The 20,355-nt window shown below is 41.1% G+C and carries 15 protein-coding genes; 5 read left to right on the top strand and 10 right to left on the bottom strand.

From position 1 onward, the window contains the following. The first annotated feature begins 2 nt into the window (after positions 1–2). The 5 genes from nqrE to Q8M62_RS16900 all read left to right on the top strand — a co-directional run bounded on the left by nqrE (position 3) and on the right by Q8M62_RS16900 (position 3,922). Positions 3–614: an NADH:ubiquinone reductase (Na(+)-transporting) subunit E gene (nqrE, locus tag Q8M62_RS16920; protein ID WP_092729120.1), complete on the top strand. Its 612-nt coding sequence runs from the start codon at positions 3–5 to the stop codon at positions 612–614. 126 nt (positions 615–740) lie between these two features. Next, positions 741–1,361, top strand: a complete 621-nt coding sequence (locus tag Q8M62_RS16915; protein WP_304899314.1) for a DUF1080 domain-containing protein — start codon at positions 741–743, stop codon at positions 1,359–1,361. An 81-nt stretch (positions 1,362–1,442) separates the two neighbouring features. Then, positions 1,443–2,006, top strand: a complete 564-nt coding sequence (locus Q8M62_RS16910) for a DUF502 domain-containing protein (protein ID WP_304899313.1) — start codon at positions 1,443–1,445, stop codon at positions 2,004–2,006. Positions 2,007–2,481: 475 nt separating this feature from the next. Then, the gene (locus Q8M62_RS16905; RefSeq protein ID WP_304899312.1) at positions 2,482–3,486 is read left to right on the top strand and encodes a hypothetical protein; all 1,005 of its coding nucleotides are present in this window, start codon (positions 2,482–2,484) and stop codon (positions 3,484–3,486) included. After that, positions 3,449–3,922: a hypothetical protein gene (locus Q8M62_RS16900; RefSeq protein ID WP_304899311.1), complete on the top strand. Its 474-nt coding sequence runs from the start codon at positions 3,449–3,451 to the stop codon at positions 3,920–3,922. The genes Q8M62_RS16905 and Q8M62_RS16900 overlap by 38 nt, the downstream gene beginning before the upstream one ends. Positions 3,923–4,353: 431 nt before the next feature. On the opposite strand, the gene Q8M62_RS16895 is transcribed toward Q8M62_RS16900, so the two are convergent. From Q8M62_RS16895 to Q8M62_RS16850, 10 genes are all read right to left on the bottom strand, one after another. Further along, a complete protein-coding gene (locus tag Q8M62_RS16895; protein ID WP_304899310.1) occupies positions 4,354–4,545 on the bottom strand; it encodes a hypothetical protein in 192 nt (63 codons plus the stop codon). A gap of 384 nt (positions 4,546–4,929) precedes the next feature. After that, positions 4,930–5,973 (bottom strand): selenide, water dikinase SelD, encoded by a 1,044-nt coding sequence (selD, locus tag Q8M62_RS16890; protein WP_304899309.1) that lies wholly within the window; start codon positions 5,971–5,973, stop codon positions 4,930–4,932. Further along, on the bottom strand, positions 5,963–7,000 hold the full coding sequence (gene mnmH / locus Q8M62_RS16885; protein WP_304899308.1) for a tRNA 2-selenouridine(34) synthase MnmH: 1,038 nt from the start codon (positions 6,998–7,000) through the stop codon (positions 5,963–5,965). Before mnmH ends, selD begins: the two co-directional genes overlap by 11 nt. A 148-nt stretch (positions 7,001–7,148) precedes the next feature. Beyond that, positions 7,149–8,066, bottom strand: coding sequence for a DUF5050 domain-containing protein (locus Q8M62_RS16880; RefSeq protein WP_304899307.1), 918 nt, complete (start codon positions 8,064–8,066; stop codon positions 7,149–7,151). A 244-nt stretch (positions 8,067–8,310) separates the two neighbouring features. After that, on the bottom strand, positions 8,311–8,631 hold the full coding sequence (gene trxA, locus Q8M62_RS16875) for a thioredoxin (protein ID WP_304899306.1): 321 nt from the start codon (positions 8,629–8,631) through the stop codon (positions 8,311–8,313). Positions 8,632–8,759: 128 nt separating this feature from the next. Continuing rightward, positions 8,760–9,539 carry a hypothetical protein gene (locus Q8M62_RS16870; RefSeq protein WP_304899305.1) on the bottom strand — a complete coding sequence of 260 codons (780 nt, stop codon included), beginning with the start codon at positions 9,537–9,539 and terminating at the stop codon, positions 8,760–8,762. A 534-nt stretch (positions 9,540–10,073) separates the two neighbouring features. After that, positions 10,074–14,366: a DNA polymerase III subunit alpha gene (dnaE, locus tag Q8M62_RS16865; protein WP_304899304.1), complete on the bottom strand. Its 4,293-nt coding sequence runs from the start codon at positions 14,364–14,366 to the stop codon at positions 10,074–10,076. Between the two features lie 154 nt (positions 14,367–14,520). Further along, entirely contained in the window at positions 14,521–15,687 is a 1,167-nt protein-coding gene (locus Q8M62_RS16860; RefSeq protein ID WP_304899303.1) for an ATP-binding protein, read from the bottom strand. Between the two features lie 535 nt (positions 15,688–16,222). Then, positions 16,223–16,966: a GLPGLI family protein gene (locus Q8M62_RS16855; protein ID WP_304899302.1), complete on the bottom strand. Its 744-nt coding sequence runs from the start codon at positions 16,964–16,966 to the stop codon at positions 16,223–16,225. Positions 16,967–16,995: 29 nt separating this feature from the next. After that, positions 16,996–19,812: a TonB-dependent receptor family protein gene (locus Q8M62_RS16850; protein ID WP_304899301.1), complete on the bottom strand. Its 2,817-nt coding sequence runs from the start codon at positions 19,810–19,812 to the stop codon at positions 16,996–16,998. Positions 19,813–20,355 lie beyond the last annotated feature (543 nt).

Raw genomic sequence — 20,355 nt, 5'->3', positions numbered from 1 at the left:
AAATGGAATTATTTAGTTTAGCTATTCGGTCGATCTTTATCGACAATATGATTTTCGCTTACTTCCTTGGAATGTGTTCTTTCTTGGCGGTTTCGAAAAAAGTAAGTACAGCCTTGGGCCTTGGTGCCGCTGTTATATTTGTTCTTTCTGTTACTACTCCTGTTAACTGGCTTCTCAACGAATTTATCCTGAAAGAAGGAGCACTGACTTGGGTAAGTGCCGATTTGGTAGCAATTGACCTGTCTTTCCTTAGATTCATCATGTTTATCGCCATCATTGCAGCGATGGTTCAGCTGGTAGAGATGGTCGTGGAAAAGTTTGCACCTGCACTTTACGGGCAGTTAGGTATATTCCTTCCTTTGATCGCTGTAAACTGTGCTATTTTGGGTGGTTCACTATTCATGGCACAACGAGATTATACCCTGGCTGAATCTGCTGTATATGGATTCGGTTCCGGTACTGGTTTTTTATTAGCTATAGTAGCTTTGGCTGCAATCCGTGAAAAATTGAAATATTCTCATGTTCCAAATGGTCTGAAAGGATTGGGTATTACTATGCTTTTGACTGGTCTTATGGGATTGGCATTCATGTCATTTATGGGGATTGACCTTTAATCAGGTGTTTCTCTAAATTCCTAAGGCTCCGAGGTTATCCCCGGAGCCTTTTTTCTTTTCAATGGTATCAGCATTTTCAGTAAGAGTATCTATCTTATAGTCTCAATAACCTAGAACCCAAAACACATGAAGAAATTATTTGCATTCCTTGTCCTCTGTTTACTTTCTGTTTCTGCTTTTTCACAAAGTGGGGAATGGGTGGAGCTTTTCAACGGGGAAAATTTCGACGGATGGAAAATTTCCGAAAATCCCAGTTCGTTCACTATCGTAGATAAGACTATCAAAGTCGATGGACCAAGAGGTCATGCTTTTTATGATGGCCCGGTTGGAAACCACGATTTCAAAAACTTTGAATTGATGGTGGAAGTAAAGACTATGCCCAAAGCCAATTCAGGAATTTTCATCCATACCGAATATCAGGAAACTGGTTGGCCAAATAAAGGGCATGAAATACAAGTCAATCAAACGCATGGAGATTGGAGAAAAACCGGCTCAGTTTACTCTTTTAAAGATGTAAAGGAGACTTTTGTAGAGGATGGCGAATGGTACACCGAACATGTAATCGTAAAAGGAAATCAAGTCACTGTTAAAGTCAATGGTAAGGTCATCAATGAATACGATGAGTCAAAAGATAGAACAGGAGATCTTGGAACCAAAAAATTGAGTTCAGGAACAATTGCCTTACAGGCACACGATCCTCAGAGTGTGATTTATTATAGAAGTGTAAAAATTAAACTTTTGGACTGATTCAGATAGTTTGTTCAAATTATATATGCTTAATCATCGATTAGGCATTTTTTTTAACTTGACACCTAAATTCAAAACCCCATGGCTTTCACCTACCGAAGAATATTTTCCTACTTTCTGAGAGGGCTATTATTTCTCACTCCTTTGGCAGTTACCGTTTATGTTGTGTATGCGATATTCATCTTTTTGGATAATCTGATACCAGTTCCCATCCCGGGGATCGGAATTTTGATGGTTTTGGCCCTGATTACCTTTGTTGGATACTTCGCAAGTCTCTTTTTCGCAAAACCATTCTTCGATTGGTTTGAGCGCGGAGTTTTCAAGATTCCATTGGTCAATTTGCTGTACACCAGTATCAAAGATTTGATGGGAGCTTTTGTCGGGGACAAAAAGAAATTCAGCGCCCCAGTCATTGTGGAGATCAGTGATTCTATGGCCCGGTTGGGCTTTATTACCCAGGAGGATTTGAATATTATTGAAAGGCCTGATTTGGTAGCTGTTTATTTTCCGCACAGTTACAATGTCTCGGGTAATGTATTTTTGGTAAAGCGGGAAAAAGTCAAGTCTTTAACCGGCGTGAAGAGCTCTGACGTGATGAAATTTATGGTTTCGGGAGGGGTATCACCGCTTTTAGAACATGATTAACAATTTTTTTAAAAAAATTGGAAAATAATTCAACTAAATATTTGCTTCTTTCTTTCTTTCTTTGGACATAGTCTAAATGACTTTTTATTTATCTTTTCTCCAAAACAAAAATCATTATGATCAAAAAGTTAAAGTATTTTATTCCTGTCGTATTAATCGTGGGTTTTTTTTCGGTTAATGTTTCTGCTCAAGAAGGTGAGCCAGAGGTTGAAGATACCAGAGGTTGTTCTGAAGTTGGATCTCTTGATGCAACTTGTAGGTCGGGTAGTATCATTCCTAAATGCGGGTTTGAGAGGGGGGCTCAGACTTATACTTGTAATTTTTCTAATTCTTAATTTAACATTTTGTCCAAATGACTTATTACTAAGTTATTTGGACTTTTTATAGATTTATGAAATATTCAGTCTTATTTATTTCCATCTTCTGTTTGTATTCATGCAATCAAAGAGAAGTAAATAAAATAAAAATTAGAAGTGTGGAGTCGATTCAATCCATACAGTTTCCTCTTGACTCATTGACCCCAGATTATTTTCATGGGCTTGAGTTAGTGACCTTGGGAGGTAAAGATTATTTTACTCTGTTAAACGATCTTACAAGTACCATTTATTATTATGATTTTGAAACAAGGAATTTGGATAGATTGTTAAGTTTCGATACTGGTGATGGTGGAATAAGTAGGGGTGTTATGAGCTATTACCACATTGGTGAAGATTCTATTTTTTTGTTTGGCAAAAAACTCACCTCATATATGGTTGATTTGGAAGGTAATATTATTGATAAATACAATCTTCTTGATTTAAGTATTAGACAAAGCACCTACTCAAGTTCTAAAAATCCCGCCCTGTTTTTGGATAACATGATTTATTATAATTCATTGATTTGGGGAATGTATGAAAAGGATTATTTCCCTATACTAAGGTATTCGATGGAGAAAAGACACGTAGAGCTTTCAGACCCTCTACCTGAAGTTTATTTCCAAGATGGTGATTGGGGAAAGCTTTGGTATGATTATGCCTATCAGGCTTTGGATTCTAAAAACCATAGAATTATATACTCTTTTCCTGCATCTAATACCTTATTTGTGAGAGAATCAGGTGATATCGGATTAAAAGAGATTGAAAATTCAAGAATCTTTGACCCGATATTACCTCCTTTTGAAAGTAATCAATACGTGTATGATTCAGACGAATGGAATATGGAAATGAATAATACTCCAATTTTTAAATCTATTCTTATAGACTATGAGAATGAGATATTACTGCGAGTATATTTAAAACCTGTAAATTCTTCAATAAGAAATGCGAAAAGATCAATTAGTCTTGTAAAATATAATTTGAATTCACTTGAACTTATGGAAGTATTGGAACTGCCAAACAATTACTATGATTTCGATAATTCATTTTTTAAAGATTCGTTTTTATATATAAGAAAATTAACCCAAGATGAAGATTTTATTGAATTCGAGAAGTTTAATTTTTAAGGCTGTATTATTAGTATTGTTTTTTTCATGTTCAAGTGAGAAACAAGATCCTGCCAGTTTTCTCCTTAAAAATTATAACTTAGATATTGTAAAGAATAAGGAAAATTCAGTTTATCTTTTTATTGATTTAAATTCATGTGGAACCTGTTTGAATCATATTATTACTCAGTTAAAAAGAGAACAGATTTTTTCTAAATTAAATCTTGTTTTCATAGAGAATCAAAGTGGAAGAAAATTAGTTGAAAATGAATTAAATTTAAAATCAAATAATGTTTTTTTTATTAAAGAAGAAGATTTTGTTGATTTAAATAATGGGTATGGATTTTTTTTGTATTTATATTCTGGGGAGAATTTATTAAAGAGATTAGATCTTAACACAATTAATGTTGAAGAGTCATTTAACATTGCCATTTCATTTTTTAAAAATGAACTTTAGCAAAGTTTTTATTCATATGATTAATACATGAATTCGACTCTTTTTTAATTTGTGTTCCACTTTTTGGATTTTGTTACCATTATTTGTGATACCTCACAAAAGCAATCCTCTCTCCATCCGGTGACCAGCTATGGACATTGATTGTGCCCTGATCACCATAGAAGACAGGTGTTTGATCTTTTATAGCTTTTGTCTCTACATTCAAAAATCGAAGTTTCACATCCTTGCCAAATGGATGCGCACCTTTTTGATCCTCCTAATATGAAATAATTGCTGCGGTTTTTTTATCAGGTGAAGGGTGATGAAACCAATTGTCCAATTCATCAAAAGTAAGCTGTTCCTGTTGACTACATTCAGTTTTCATTCGATAAGCTTGCATCCTACCTTTCCGGTGTGAGTTGAAATAGATCCATTGGACATCATAGGAGTATTCAGGTCCATTGTCCAAACCAATCAGTGAGTCTAATTTTTTTGCCACCAGCTTTGGGAATCACATAGATATCCCATTCATCATTACGCATGGCGCAATAGGCAAGCATTTTACCGTCGAGTCTGATTCCATGCCAGTAACTGGTGTAGTTCTCTGTGACCAATAGTGGCGGAGTAGATCCGTCGATTGGCATTGTAAAGATTTGAGAACTTTTTCAGGACTCGCTTTTAATTATAAGCAATGTTTTTCCATCAAAACTAATCCCATGATCATTATTGGCTCTGGTGACTAGATCTGGGAAAAGTCTCCCCAGTTTATTTCCATTCAAATCCACCTTTTCTAAAAACCCCCTTGAATTTATAAGAAGAAAGCCTCCTTCTCTGGACCAGTTAGGTGCTTCAAAATGCCGACTTTCACTCAAAATAGTTTTCTCTTCCACTGTAATTACATTTAAAATGACGAGTTCAGAGGTGATATTTTCCTGAGTCTGTGCGAAGCTTTCAAGGGTCAACAGGAAAAAAAGCTAGAAAGGAAGGCCAGGAACTTCATTTTGATAGTTTTTATGGTGTGCCAGAAGTTACTGGAAAACTTCCACTACTTTAGCGCCTTTTTCCACAAACCTTCCAATCTCCCAACAGGCTTGCTTGTGAAGCAGCATCGTTTCGTCAAACCAAGCTTTATTCTCCGGGGCAACTGAAATCAGTAGCCCTCCGCTTGTCTGTGGATCGCAGAGCTTCACCAAATCCATTCCCACCACTCCCTTGGTTTTGGTGTTGTAAGCATTCCAGTTCCGGTAGGTGTTATCAGGAAAAATAAACTGGTTTATATATTCTTGAATTCCTTCGATCAAGGGAAGTTTACCGATTTCTATTTCCGCAGAAAGGCCAGCTCCCTCAGCCATTTCAATCAGATGACCCAATAGTCCAAATCCGGTCACATCGGTCATGGCATGGACTTCTTCATGATTTCCCAGCACAGCACCGATGGAATTCAACCTGCAAGCTGTATCAATCAGATTGAGGTAATCTTCTTCTTTTATCTTCTCTCTTTTCAAAGCAGTAGCCAATACCCCGATTCCAAGTGGCTTAGTCAGAAAAAGGAGATCTCCTGATTTTGATCCTGCATTGGTTTTGATTTTTCGAGGGTGAATGATTCCATTCACAGAAAGTCCGAATATCGGGTCTTTGGCTGCAATTGAATGCCCTCCAGCTAATTCAATTCCAGCTTGTTTGCAAATGCTTTTTGCACCTTCCAGGACTTTGGCGGCCAATTCCGGAGCAATTTTTTCTACCGGCCAACTTAAAATCGCATTCGCGAAAATGGGTTTCCCTCCCATCGCATAGACATCTGAAATTGCATTTGCCGCAGCGATTCTCCCAAAATCAAAAGGATCGTCTACAATGGGGGTAAAAAAATCAACCGTATTGATCACCGCCAAATCATCGGAAACCTGATAGACGGCCGCGTCATCCTTATGAAGGTTCCCCACCAATAGATTTGGATCGCTTTGTGAAAAAGAACCACTTGCACTCAAAATCTGATCTAGAATGGCAGGGGCAATTTTGCAGCCACAGCCGGATCCTTCACTCCATTCGGTCAGGCGCATTGATTTAGTTTCCATGATGTTGGTTTTTGATTTTCAGTAATAGTTCGACTTGTTCGGCTATCGAGTTTCCTGTCAGGTCAATGATTTTTGTTTTCCCTGCTTCATGCCGCGTCAAGTCAAACTCGTAAGTCTTATCGTAATAGATCAGCAGATTGGAAATCCACAACTCGTGATTTTTCTCCTGAATCGCTTCGATTGCCTGCTGGGTTCTCAAGCCTCCGAGCCGTTTTTGAATTCGTTTTACAGCGGCAATCAGTTCTTCTTCCGGTAGCTGCGCATATTCGGCGGCGATGTGCCGAATTCGCTCGGCTAAGGGCTTTTGTATGTCTACAAGCAGACAGTTTCCCATTTGTTCAAAAAGGCGATCTGGCACGATAAGTCGTCCAATTTTTCGGCTTTCATTTTCAACCCATGTAGGAATGCTTGGATCTAGTGAGCTTAGATTTTCTGCCAGCAGATTTTCAAACTGCTCCACTGTCGGTTGTGGAGGCAGTCCTATTCCTCCAAAAGAGGATCCTTTATGATTTGCAATTCCTTCCAGATCGAGGATTTGCTCCCCCCTTTCCTTGAGTTTTTGGAGCAAGATAGTTTTAGCGGTTCCGGTTTTTCCTCCCAGTACAATCAAGTTCCGCTCCTTTCTGACTTCCTCAAAAGTAAATGTCCGGTAGGTTTTATAGCCACCTTTCAATCGATAAATCTCAAAACCCACCATGCTCAATAGCCAGGATAGGATTTGGCTTCTCATCCCGCCACGCCAGCAATAGACGATGATTTTTCGCTCCGGGAACAAACGGATCGCTTCTTTTTGGATTTCATGAAATCTCGGTCCAACCAGTTCAAAGCCTCTCAGCGTAGCAGACTCGGCCCCCTTTTCTTTGTAAAGCGTACCTACTACGATGCGTTCTTTATTATTAAGGATTGGCAGATTGTTAGAGCCGGGAATATGACTTTGTGCAAATTCTCCCTCACTTCTTGCATCTAGTATTGGCAATTGCTTGCGCAACCTCCAAAATTCATCAAGATTAATCAGTTGTTCTGCCATAGAGGCGTGAAGGTAAGGTTAGTATGCATAAAGCTTCATAAAAAACAGAATTCAAAGCTACATCTTTTAGAAAAGCATCATTATGCTTTTTCTATAACCTCATTTCTTCGGGTCGGTTCAATTTAAAGGGAAGGATTATTCTGATTTTCTACTTTTTGGTCAAATCTGTATAACGGACGAAAGCGATGGATTTTCCGTCAGGCGACCAGCTGTGCACATTGATTGTTCCCTGTCCTCCATAAAATACCGGAGTGATGTCTTTGATTTCCCTAGTCTCCAAAATCATCATTCTCAGCTTCACATCTTTGCCAAAGGGATGCGCTCCTTTTTGATCTTCGAGATAGGCAATATATACGATGGATTTGTTGTCTGGACTTGGATGAGGAAACCAGTTGTCAAGGGCATCATCAGTGAGTTGCTCCACGCCGGATCCATCTGGCTGCATACGATAAAGCTGCATCCTTCCAGTACGGTGCGAGTTGAAGTAAATCCAGTTTCCATCATAGCTATATTCTGGTCCATCGTCCAAACCCTTGGAATCAGTGATTTTCTCCTCGGCACCACCTTCTGTTGGAATCCGATAGATGTCCCATTCGCCATTTCTCTGTGCGGTATAAGCGAGGTATTTGTTATCCGGACTGATTCCATGCCAGTAGCTCGGGAAGTCCGGTGTCACCAGTTTCGGATTGCTTCCTTCTGCATTGGAAACATAGATTCGGGAATTATTACTCGGTGCTGCTGCCTTATCGTTTTTGCTGAAGACCAGGATCTTTCCGTCGAAGCTTAATCCGTGATCATTATTGACGGTATTGATGCCATCAGGATTTATTTTCCCTAAATTTTTCCCTTTTCGGTCGATTTTTTCCAAAAGCCCGGCAGCGTTAATTATCAGAAACTTGCCGTCTCTGCTCCAATTGGGTGCTTCGAAGTGTCGGTTCTCTTTGAGGAGGACTTTTTCTTTGCCGGTTTTCACCTTGAGAAGGACCAGTTCGCTGGAAATTTCCTTAGGCATTTGGGCAAAAGTATTGAATGATATTAATGTCAGAATAGCCAATAATTGTTTCATAGGTTTTTGGGTTTTGAAGAAATGATACTTCTTAACTTCAAGTTCAAGCTTTTAATCTCAATAGCAAGATGATTTACATAGGAAGAAAAAATCTCATAGAAAGTGAGCGGAAATGAGGATCATAAAAATATGATTGATCCAAGTTTGATAGTTCACCCGGTTTCAGAGGGAAAAGTGATTGTTTTGAAAACAAAAAAGCCGCAAAGAATTCTCTGCGGCTTTCGTATCTAAATGTAATTAAGAATTATAGTTGTGCGTCTAGTTTTTGTGCCAAAACAGCTTTTGGCACTGCGCCTACTTGCTTGTCGACGATTTGTCCGCCTTTGAAGAATAGTAGGGTAGGGATAGAACGGATTCCGAAGGCTTGTGCCACAGAAGGATTAGAATCTACGTCTACTTTGCCAATGACTGCTTTTCCTTCATATTCTGCTGCCAACTGTTCAACTACGGGGCCGATCATTTTACATGGTCCGCACCACTCTGCCCAAAAGTCAACCAAAATTGGTTGGTCACCTGAGATTATTTCTTCAAAATTGGCATCAGTAATTTCTATTGCTTTTCCCATTTTATTATTGGATTTATAAGTTTCGATTTTTCAAATATATCAGCAAAAGCGGATTGAAGGATATTAAGTTCCGACTGAGTTAGAAAAAATGTCTATGGGGCATTGAAGAAATCGAAATCCTGATGGGATTAATAATATTCAAAGGTTTTTCTTTCGATAGGTCCAGACAAAAAGCGTATATCGTTTTTGATTTCCTCTGATAATCGCATTTTGTCATCGTAGAAATATTCGAATTCGATACGGTTGAATTCTCCTAAAAATGAGATGAATTTAGCCCTAAGAAGTCCATCTTCTTTATAATCAAACTTGTACCGATAGAGGGGGTCTGTAGTGCCTGATTCAAAATAATGTTCCTCCATGATCTGTCGGGATTGCTCATTTTGGTAAATGTATTTATGGAGAGAATATAAGGTGTCGCTTCCTCTTCGGTATGAAATCTTCCTGCCTTTCTCATCAAACTTAAACTGCTCATGTTGGGAAAAATTATCGTCTCTTCCTTTCATGTTGTTGATCGTTTGGCCGCTATTTTCATAGAATCTTTTGAAATAATGCGTAAAGACAAACCCTTCAGGTCCCAGAGAATATACACCTGTCTGATTTAGTTTCCCATCTTCCAGGTATTCATTCAGAAATACCGCTGAAGTATCCAAATTTTGGATCGTAACCTTCAAGAGTTCTCTTCCTTCTGTATCGTAATAAAAATCTGTACGGTATTGGAGTGTATTTGGACCGTAATAGAATGACTCACTTTTTAACATTCCAGCAGGAGTGAACAATGGGCCATTTAATACTTCTTTGAGAAGAATAAGTCGTTCATCGACTTGGATTGGAGTGGTGGGTTCGCCCGGATCGGCACATCCTGAAAGCAATGCAAGGCAAATAAGCAATATTGAATTTATGATTCTCATATTGAAAAACATTTAACTATCAACGAGATATCAAAGTAAATATTTCTTAGTAATAAAAAAAAGGCTGCCTTAAAAGACAAAAATTGTGTCACCCTGAGTCTTAAATATTCTGGGAACATACAAAATGGAAATGACGGGGGGGGTGCAGGCCAAGCGCCTTTAAAATTTGATTTCACATCAGGTTTACTCCTGCTTAGGCAGAACATTGACCGGAAGGGCGCGTTGGGAGGATTTGCCAGCGAGCCAGCGTTCGGCCCTGTGCGGTGGGAGCTTTGGCAAATCTTGATCTTTTGGTTCTTTTGGATCAAGCCAAAAGAACGAAGAAAAAGAATAGCCTAACCAAAGTGCAAGTACTTGCTTAGCTGATTAAAGGCATGAATCTCAAAGCGTAAAATCAAAATAAAATTTCGAATTATTAATATTTTCAAATAAAACATATTCCGTCATTGGTGGCGGAGTCGAAGGCCATTTGCAACAAATATAGTCGCATTTCGACTCCGTTCATTTTGACAGTTAGGAGACAGCTTCTTTTCTTTAAATCACCTTATACACTACCTCTGGAAGTTCTTTCAGCTCTTGGATCATCTCCGAACTCGGATCGATGGTGAATTTCTTGGAGAAAAGCTCCAGCGAAATGTTTTCTCTTCGATCGATCACATCAATGTAGAGCTTGGCATCTCCCTTGTATTTGGCAGTGATGGCTTCCAATTTTTCCATCAGATCAAGTGTCAGATCGTCCAGATCGATATTCACACGAATTCCTTTCACCATTTTTCCACGCACTTCACTAAGGAGCATCATGGAGGTGATTTTGAATTCCACTTCATTTTCATTCCCCCACTTGCGCTGTTCCACTTTTCCGGTTAGAAACAAAAACCACCCGGTCATAAAGTACTCTTTGAATTTGACATAGTCGTCTCCGAAGAGAAAGAACGTGAAGGAACCGTGGTAATCTTCCATGGTAAGCGTTCCAAATGGCTTCCCCGTTTTGGTCGTGCGATGCGCAAAGCTGCTGACCGATCCGGCAAGCTTCAGTTCGTTTTTCCCCCGTAAGCTTTCCAAATCAGCTAATGCAGTCAGTGGTGTGTTGGTGAACGATTCGATTTCCAATCTATATTGATCCAGAGGGTGGCCGGAGATAAACAGTCCGACGACTTCTTTTTCGATATTAAGTTGTTGAATCTGCGAAAATGGCTCCATCGGGGCAATGGTCGGCACAGGCACTTCCATGCTTCCCCCGCCGCCTCCAAAGAGACTCACTTGTGCACTGTCTTCTTCCTGTTGAATCTTTTGGGCGTATTTCGTTGCTTTTTCGATAAGGGAAAGGTCTCCTGCCGGTGCTTCAAGGTATTGTCTCCGATGATGTTCTTTGAAACCGTCAAATGCTCCTGCCATGGCAAGGGCTTCCATCGTTTTCTTGTTCAAAGCTCTGGAGTTGACTCGTTTCGCAAAGTCAAAGATGTTTTTATAGGGTCCGTTTTTCTCCCGCTCCTTGATGATTTCGTCCACTGCGGCAGAACCTGCACCTTTGATCGCTGCCATTCCAAAGCGAATTTCCCCCACTTTATTTACTGTAAATCCTCCCTTGGATTCATTGACATCCGGACCGGCCACTTTGATGCCCATTCGCTTACACTCCTCCATGAAAAACGACACCTGTGTGATGTCATTCATGTTGTTGCTCAGCACCGAGGCCATGTATTCAGCAGGATAGTGGGCCTTCAAATATGCGGTCTGATAGGCAATCCAAGCATAGCAGGTTGAGTGGGATTTGTTAAATGCGTAGGATGCAAAAGCCTCCCAGTCCGTCCAGATTTTTTCCAGTTTCTTGGGCTCGTGACCTTTGGCTGATGCTTGCTCGACAAATTTTGGTTTCATTTTGTCCAGCACGTCCTTCTGCTTTTTACCCATTGCCTTTCGCAAGACGTCTGCTTCACCTTTGGTGAATCCTGCGAGTTTTTGGGACAAAAGCATCACCTGTTCCTGGTAGACGGTAATCCCGTAAGTTTCCTCCAGGTATTCCTGCATGTCATCCAAGTCATAAGTGATTGGCTCGGTGCCGTGCTTCCTTCGCACAAATGACGGGATATAAGCAATCGGTCCCGGACGATACAGCGCGTTCATCGCAATCAAATCCGCAAATACGGTCGGCTTGAGTTCGCGCATGTATTTCTGCATGCCGGCAGATTCATATTGGAAAATACCAACGGTCTCTCCGCGTTGGAAAAGCTCGTACGTTTTAGCATCCTCGATGTCAAATTCATCTGCATCGAGCTGGATTCCGTGTCGTTCTTTGACGATTTTGATCGCATCCTTGATCAAAGTGAGGGTTTTCAAACCCAAAAAGTCCATTTTCAGCAAGCCGGCAGATTCCACGACCGAGTTGTCAAACTGCGTGCAGACCATGTCTGAATCCTTGGCCAAAGCGACCGGGACAAAGTTGGTGATGTCATCAGGAGTGATGATCACTCCGCAGGCATGTATTCCAAGATTTCGCACGGATCCTTCCAGCATGGCGGCCTGATTGATTGTCTTGGCAGATTCGTCCTGTCCTTTTGAAATCCGGATCAGTTCGTCTGCTTTGGCAATCATGTCGGCTTGATCTTTCAGCTTGTCTGCGATGGCTGCCCGGTTACCCTGAAGGCTAAAAAGCGATTTGAGCTTGATGTCTGGGACGAGATTGGCCAGTCTGCCTGCTTCCGCTAGCGGTAGGTTAAGTACCCGTGCGGTATCCCGAATCGCAGATTTGGCTGCCATCGTACCGTAGGTGATGATCTGTGCGACTTGGTTGGCACCATATTTCTTGATCACATAGTCGATCACCGATTGTCGGCCTTCATCATCAAAGTCAATATCAATATCGGGAAGTGAAACCCGGTCTGGATTCAGGAAACGTTCGAATAGAAGGTTGTAGGCGATCGGGTCAATATTGGTGATACCCGTGCAATAGGCAACTGCGGAACCTGCGGCGGATCCACGGCCGGGCCCTACGGATACCCCCATTTTTCTTGCCTCCGCAATGAAATCCTGTACGATCAAGAAGTAACCCGGGTAACCGGTATTTTGTATTGTTGCCAGCTCAAAATCCAATCGCTCCTGAATCTCTGTGGTAATCTCAGGGTAGCGTTTTTGGGCACCTTCATAGGTCAGGTGTCTCAGATAAGCATTTTCACCCCGCTTGCCTCCGTCTGCTAGATCTTCTTCATGGAGAAATTCTTCCGGGATGCTAAACTTGGGCAGCAAAACCTCTCTGGCAAGTTTGTAGGATTCTATCTTGTCTACAATCTCCTGTGTGCAGACAATGGCCTCCGGCAAATCCGCAAAGAGTTTTTTCATTTCCTCCGGTGTTTTGAGGTAGAATTCGTCATTGGGAAATCCGTATCGAAATTCTCTTCCTCGCTTACCGATGTATTTTTTGGGTTTGTCGAAAAGTTCGCCGTCTTTGACGCAGAGTAGGACGTCGTGAGCCTGCGCATCGCTTTTGTCAGTGTAGTAAGAGTTATTGGCAGCGAAATATTTTACATCATATTTTCTAGCAAAATCCAGGAGCACTTCGTTGACTTTTTCTTCTTCAGGGACGCCATGACGGGAAAGCTCGACATAAAAGTCGTCTCCAAACTGTTCTTTCCACCAAACAAATGCTTCCTCTGCCTGAGTCTCTCCCACATTCAAAATCAAAAATGGAATCTCTCCCCAAAGTCCTCCTGTGGTAGCGATCAGATCGCCTTTGTACTGGAGGAGAAGCTCCTTGTCAATTCGGGGCAAATAATAGAAGCCTTGGATATTGGCATAGGAAGACAATTTGGCTAGGTTGTGATAGCCTGCTTTGTTCTTGGCTAAAAGCACCGTTTGGTAGCCGTCGTCTTTATTGCTTTTGTTTTTTCGGTCACGGCAGAGGTTAAATTCGCAGCCTAAGATTGGCTTGATTTCCTTGCTCATGGCCTCCTTGACGAAGTTGAACGCGCCCATCATATTTCCATGATCGGTCATTGCAATGGCAGGCATGCCGAGTGCTTTTGCTCTGGCGATCAAAACTGGAATCTCCGAGGTCGCCTGCAGGACAGAGTACTGCGTATGGACATGAAGATGAGTGAAAGATACATCAGCCAGATCGGAGATGTCAGCTTTTCCCGCTTGCTTCAGGACATCTTTGGCGTTTGTTTTTGTGGCATCTTTTACCTGGACAAAGTTGGCTTCTGCCAGTTGTGGAGTCTCGTAAATGACTTCAGCTACGGAGATGCCCGGCTCGGGAGACTGGATCCCCTGAGTGATCAATCCGAAAAAACAACGAGCCGTTGCGTCCACATCGTAAGCGGCATCGTGCGCATCTCCGAATCCCTTTCCGAATAGTTTTTGGTGCAGTTCGGTCAGGGTCGGCCACTTAAATTTGCCACCTCTTCCTCCTGGAAGCGCACAGAATTCAGTTGAAATATCCTTGGTATCGAGTTCTTTCTTATCACCTAAAGGCATGACTAACTCAGATCGGAGAAATTCCGATCCCACGACATTGATGTCAAAACCAATATTGTGACCTACCAGGTATTTGGCTTGGACCACGTCTTCGCGGAAGACTTGAAGGATTTCTTTCAGGTCATGGCCTTCCGCCAAAGCGCGTTTGGTGGAAATGCCATGGACTTTCTCAGCATTATATGGAATGGTAAAGCCTTCAGGCCGAATGATGTAATTGTGGTTGGAAAGTAGCTTACCCTTTGCATTGTGAAGTTGCCAGGCGATCTGTACGAGACGCGGCCAATTGTCCACATCGGACATGGGGGCATTGTAATCCCGGGGTAAGCCGGTGGTCTCGGTATCAAAAATAATATACATAGCTCAAATGGAATTGAAGCTTCAAATTAGGGCAATTCCTTTAAAGAAAGTAAGTCTGCGGAGGTAATTGTCAGAGAAAAGAAAAGTCCGAAGTCCTGATCAATTGGTAGAGTTTTGTTATTCTCTTGCCAAACAGAGACTTCAGACTTTTTGATCAGAATTCAGGAAAATCTTTCCAAGAAATCACTTGACCATAGGATCTTTTTTGATTGAGATCTCCGGCATAGACCAATCCCTTTTTAGAAATAGGAAGATCTGAAATGCCTTCAAACTTTGACAACCCATCAAAATTTTTGGTCAAAATGGTTTCACTGGCTTTGATTTCAAAGATGTCCAGGCTTAACCCTTGATCCAATAAAAGGTCCACCTCATCTCCATGATTATCTCTCCAAAACCAAGGTCTTTCATCTCGGTACCCATGGTGCATCTGCTTGTGAAATTCAGCAACGATCATGTTTTCAAACAAAGCTCCTTTGACAGGATGGGTCAGGAGAGTTTCTCTGGATTTAATTTTTAGTAGATAGGCCAATAAACCTGTGTCATAGAAATAGAGCTTTGGAGTTTTGACTACCCGCTTGCTGAAATTTTTGTGAAAAGGATAAAGTTGGAATGTAATGTAGCTGGATTCAAGTGCGGAGAGCCAGGATTTTGCAGTTGGCTGGGATATTCCAGTTTCATTTGCCAATGCGCTCAAGTTCAGAAGTTGGCCTGCCCGTGCGGCACAAAGACTCAAGAAATTTTGAAATTGTCTCAAATCTTTCACGGTCATGAGTTCCGTTACATCACGATTCACATAGGTCTGTACATAATTGGAATAGAAAACCCCCGGAGAGATCTTACGGTCATAGAGCGCAGGATAAAATCCGTGAATCAACTGGTCAAAAGGATCTTCAGCAAGCAAATTCGCGTCCTCCAGTTCCTGAATATCCAGTGGAAACAGCTTGAATAGCGCGACTCTTCCTGCTAGACTTTGAGTGATTCGCTCCATCAGGTGGAAATTTTGGGATCCGGAAAGAATAAATCCACCCATCCGGTCAGGTCGGCTGTCTACCAAAGTTTGGAGGTAGGAGAAAATTGCCGGAGCCTGTTGAACTTCATCAAAGATCATTTGGTCATTGTATTCAGCCAAAAATCCATTGGGATCCTTGAGGGCAAAATCACGGGAATCCGGATTTTCCAGACTGACGTAGCGGTAATCCGGGAAGAGTTGTTTCAATAGGGTAGTCTTCCCCGACTGTCTTGGACCTGTCAGAGCCAGAATCGGGTATTTGCCTTGGTATTCCCGTATAGCCTTGTAAATGTGTCTATTGATTACATTCATTTGCTACAAAAGAACGTCTTATTTTGAAAATGTACAAGGGTTACTTTGAAAATGTACAAGCTTTATTTTGAAATTGTACAAGGTTTACTTTGAAATTGTACAAGTTCTAATCCGTGATTTCAATATAAGAAACCAAGTAAAAATAGCGGTAGCTTTCTTCCCCAGCCTATTTCCAGATCGTCGGAAGAAAAAATAAGATTATCCGCAACGATACCGGTAAATCAAAATGGCCTCGACTTCGCTTGACCACCGGATCCTTGGTTAATGATGGGAGTGGAGGTGGACATTAATAAAGTTTGGTTTTTGTGAGAAAGCGGAAATACACAAATAAAAATTTCAAAATTGTATGATAGAAGATACAGTTATACCCAAAAATTGTATCCTGGAAGATGCAGTATTGCCTAAAAACTGTATCTCTCAAAATACACTTTATTACCTTTTATCCTACCAAGGCGTACAAACCATCTTTTTAGTCTCAAAAAATTTATCCTGGGAATTTTCATCCCTTTTACTTACCAGCTTACTACACTCTTTCTCAATATCTTATTTCCCACATCCAAGCTCGCTTGGTTTCGACAGAAGTCTGGATAAATTTTTTGACTATGTCCTGGTATGCAGAGCCCGATAACTCTCTCCCTTTCATTTTTTTTGGCAGGGTGATGATTTGCTCCGGTTCCCCGAAAGTAATTTTCTCTGCTTCCACGATAAGCATCCCGTCGTTGATGTCATAGGCTAAAATTAAACCTGGAAGCCCGAATTGTTCCTCAGGACCGATTGGAACGGGAATATCCGAGGCAAACCAAGCCGTGATCTTTTGGCCTTTGATGGGGTCTTCACTCACGGCTTTCATGCACATGTGCCCAAGAATATCCCGTATTTCGTTCATTACTCGCCATTTTGGAGCATTTAGGCTGTCACGGACTATATAGGTTTTGCCCATTTGATCCATGTACTTCAGATAGGTCTGATCATTTAGATTATTTTCAATGAAATAGTCTTGCACTTGCCAAGAGTAGCTCCGTACTTCATAGGGTTCACCGTAAGTGTAAAGACTTTTTTCCGGCCAAAACTGCAGTTTCATCCGGGTGCTGTAGCCTTCAGGATTATTCCAAGTGAGTAGAATTCTGTCCCGTTCCTGTTGGGTAAGGTGAGGCAAACTCGAATAGATTTTATCATAGAAAATCTTATAGCGGTATTCCACCTCACCTACTATATTTTGGGCTCTAAGTCCTGTGGTAATTAGGATCAGCACAAGGATATTTAAAAGTTTTAATTTCATTACTGTTTAGGTTGACTTGCTTGTATAGATTATCTTCTGCTTTTCACTTCTACTCCCCGCATATTATAGGTCACTCCGAGTAGGAAATATCTTGACAAAGTTTCAATACGTCCTGTGGATACGAAGTTTTGACCCGCAAACTGGCTGATAGTTTGATTTTGCTTGAAGACATCATAGGCAGAGAGCCTGACTTCCCATTTTTTAGCTTCCCCGATAAGTTTATAGATAAATGCATTTAGAATGGGAACTTCCTGGCTAAATCCAAAACTTTCGTTTTCAAATCGGTTGTAGTTGAATTTCATATCAAAATAGAAATCTTTGGGAAGCTTCACATTCATATTCGTATATGCACTCAAATTAACAATGTCCTGGTTCTGGGAGGGATTCTGTTCGTATTTGGTTTTGCTCAGACGGAATGATGTACCGGCATATAGACTGAGCCATTCGATTGGGGTCAAGTCTAAATTTACCCCAACGTTATGGCTCAAGGTATTTGTTTCTGTCTCGATGGAGTTGATTAGGGCGAGGCTTTTAGTATAGGATGGGTTTGCAGTTAGGTATGCATTAAATTTGGTTTTCACGATAGGAAACCCGAAACCTATATAAGAAAAGTAGCGCTGTCCACCGGAAACATTTCCTGCCTTAAAGGAAGTGACAAAAGTTTCAGGGTCTATGGATTGGTTTTGGACTACTTGGCTCTGATAGAATGTGGAATTCAATGAAAACTGGAAATTTATAAAGGTAGCCGGATCATACATGTTGTAACCTGTATTGAAAGAATGGGTTACTTCGGGCTGTAAATCGGGATTTCCTTCCCGGATATACAGTGGGTTGGCAATGTCCTTGAATGGCTGTAGATCGGCAATATTTGGTGGAGTGACCCCCATGGCATAGCCTGCGTTGATGCGCTTGTTGCCCTTCATTGTTTTCCAGTAAGAAACGTTAGGGGTGAAGTTCAGGTAGTTTTTGTCCACGGTGCCCAGAATCTCACTCTTTTTTTCTACTGAAAATTGCCCGTTCAATCGGTAGTTTGAGGCGGCTAATCCCACACTTAGGTTAGAGCCTTTGTTGGCATATCGGATACTGGAACCCAATCTGTTGTAAGTAATTGTATTGTCAAAAAACCGACTAAGATCAGGATTAAGCTCGCGGGTATCACTTGCCTCCACATCGAATACTTTTCGGTCTGTCTCGCTCTTTGATTGGCTGAAATTGTAGAACGTTTCCCAAAAAAAGATTTTTTTGATAGGTTCGACATAAAGCAAGCTTGACTTGATCGTGTTATTAGTATTCAATGCTTGGTTCAATTGGTCCAAATTTCTAAAGTAGGTATTAGGGTCTGTGGAGTTAACAAGGTCTACGACGGATTTTTGGATGCCATCTTGGTCTGCCTTGCTATAAGTATTGCTAAGGCTAGCGGCAAAGTTTCTTCCGCTTTTTTCGAATTTATGCCTATAGATTGCAGTACCCTGAAAAGCGCCAGACCATTTATTCGATCGGTTGTCACGTTCCATTTGGCTTTGCTCAGTGCTACTGCGTATCAGCTCCTGAAGGCTTCCCAATGAGGTATTGAGTGAACTTAGCCTTCCCTTTGCATTGATGGTGATGGTGTTGGCGCTGTCTAGTTCGTTTTGAAAACGAAGATTTGCCCGATGGTGACCTGCCACATTGTTTTGTAAACTTTGGTCGGTGGAACTGAAGGAGGAATTGTCCTGAAGGAAGTTGGTTCTGCTATTGAAGCTCTCTATGATTTGGTCACTGTGGCTATAGAAATAGTTGCCGCTGAAATCCTTTTTGTTCTTCAGGCGGTTGAAATTAACTCCTATAGCTTCATTATTGGAGAAGCCTGAGCTGAGGTTGTTGAAGGGGATCTCAAATGATTCTTCGCGGTCCCCTCCTGAAAAAGTAATGTAATTTATTCCCCCACTGCCATTAAAACCGAAATCTCCCGTATCGCCAAATTGGAATGCACTGCTACCCCTAAACTCCTGCAGGTCATCAAAGCTCAAACCTGTTTGGTTGACATTATTGCCATAGCCGATGATTGAAAATTGGTTTACTTTGTCAAACTTATTGTAAGAGGCATTTGTAGAATATCTCCCGTCGGTGCCTCCCGCCGCAGATACCTTACCAAAACCTCCTTTTTTTGCTTCCTCCTTCAGCTCAACGTTTAATGTTTTTTCCTTCACTCCATCATCCACTCCTGTAAGTTTGGACTGTTCTGATTTGTCGTCGTATAGCTGAAGCTTGCTTATGGACTCTGCATTCAGATTTTGTGTAGCCATTTTTGTATTTCCGCCAAAAAAACGCCTTCCATCCACTGTCACCTTCTGCACTTGTTGACCTTGAGCTACAATATTTCCATCCTTGTCGATTTGTATCCCCGGCAGCTTGCGGAGCAGTTCTTCCAAGGTCGCTCCGGGTGGCACTTTGAATTTGCTGGCATCATATTCAAGCGTATCTCCACGCATCATCAACGGTGCTTTTGCGGCTTTCACCACCACCTCGTACAGTTCCTGTAGGATGGGCATTAAGCGAATCTCTTCTACTTCCAAGACATCTGTCTCAGGCAGTACCAATTCCTTTTGGATGGGTAGGTAGCCCATATAGGTGGCTTTGATGAGGAGTGGCTGCCGATCTACGTTTTTGAATAGGTATTCTCCGGATTTATTAGTCAAGGTATAGGCCACCAAAGCGGAGTCTTTTGGGCTAAGAAGAAGTACAGAGGTGTAGTCGAGCGGGAGATTTGTGGTGTCTTTCACCGTTCCCCGAATAGTAAGTTTGGATTGGGCCTGAGAAGCAAAAGTGATGGCAACCAAAAGAAGGGATGAAAAGAGTAATTTCATTTTTTTCAGCGTTAAATTTTTACCTATAAAATCTATGACTAAAACTATATTCCGCTCCATAGTCACTGCCAGCTCATATTTGCAGGTAGAATTCTTTGCTTAAGATGACAGACTCAGGATTTTATGGACAGTTTTTGAATCCAGTTAATTTTAAAAAGAGTGTACTTTACTATTGCAACCTTAAGTTGACCTTTACCCTATATAACCCTAGGGCCCCAATCTCTAGATGAAGATGTCTCTCACTTCTTCCTTCATCGCTCAGTGCTGTTTTTAAACAAATCAAAAATTCTTTCAATCAAATGGTGCCTTTTAATAAAAAATCGGCAATCAACTAATTAGAATATTGATGAGTATTTTGATACTGCTAGTATAGTAATTATTCTATTAAAATAGAATGCCTAATTTGTTAAAAAATGTATTTTAGGAATACGAAATGGTTGAGCAGTGGAATTAATTCCAAATTTGAAGGTGGTAATTACCTCGTTACGCTAATTAAATTCTGGAAAAATCATTTTTGCCCCTTAGTGGTGGAAGAAATACCGG

Source organism: Algoriphagus sp. (assembly GCF_030694375.1).
Classification (GTDB): domain Bacteria; phylum Bacteroidota; class Bacteroidia; order Cytophagales; family Cyclobacteriaceae; genus Algoriphagus.
The sequence above is the reverse complement of the archived record's forward strand: the minus strand, read 5'-3'. Positions and strand labels throughout refer to the sequence as shown.

Coding starts and splice junctions, on each gene's coding strand:
- nqrE (WP_092729120.1), top strand. CDS start 3: ATGGAATTATTTAGTTTAGCTATTCGGTCGATCTTTATCGACAATATG.
- Q8M62_RS16915 (WP_304899314.1), top strand. CDS start 741: ATGAAGAAATTATTTGCATTCCTTGTCCTCTGTTTACTTTCTGTTTCT.
- Q8M62_RS16910 (WP_304899313.1), top strand. CDS start 1,443: ATGGCTTTCACCTACCGAAGAATATTTTCCTACTTTCTGAGAGGGCTA.
- Q8M62_RS16900 (WP_304899311.1), top strand. CDS start 3,449: ATGAAGATTTTATTGAATTCGAGAAGTTTAATTTTTAAGGCTGTATTA.
- Q8M62_RS16895 (WP_304899310.1), bottom strand. CDS start 4,545: ATGCCAATCGACGGATCTACTCCGCCACTATTGGTCACAGAGAACTAC.
- selD (WP_304899309.1), bottom strand. CDS start 5,973: ATGGAAACTAAATCAATGCGCCTGACCGAATGGAGTGAAGGATCCGGC.
- mnmH (WP_304899308.1), bottom strand. CDS start 7,000: ATGGCAGAACAACTGATTAATCTTGATGAATTTTGGAGGTTGCGCAAG.
- Q8M62_RS16880 (WP_304899307.1), bottom strand. CDS start 8,066: ATGAAACAATTATTGGCTATTCTGACATTAATATCATTCAATACTTTT.
- trxA (WP_304899306.1), bottom strand. CDS start 8,631: ATGGGAAAAGCAATAGAAATTACTGATGCCAATTTTGAAGAAATAATC.
- Q8M62_RS16870 (WP_304899305.1), bottom strand. CDS start 9,539: ATGAGAATCATAAATTCAATATTGCTTATTTGCCTTGCATTGCTTTCA.
- dnaE (WP_304899304.1), bottom strand. CDS start 14,366: ATGTATATTATTTTTGATACCGAGACCACCGGCTTACCCCGGGATTAC.
- Q8M62_RS16860 (WP_304899303.1), bottom strand. CDS start 15,687: ATGAATGTAATCAATAGACACATTTACAAGGCTATACGGGAATACCAA.
- Q8M62_RS16855 (WP_304899302.1), bottom strand. CDS start 16,966: ATGAAATTAAAACTTTTAAATATCCTTGTGCTGATCCTAATTACCACA.
- Q8M62_RS16850 (WP_304899301.1), bottom strand. CDS start 19,812: ATGAAATTACTCTTTTCATCCCTTCTTTTGGTTGCCATCACTTTTGCT.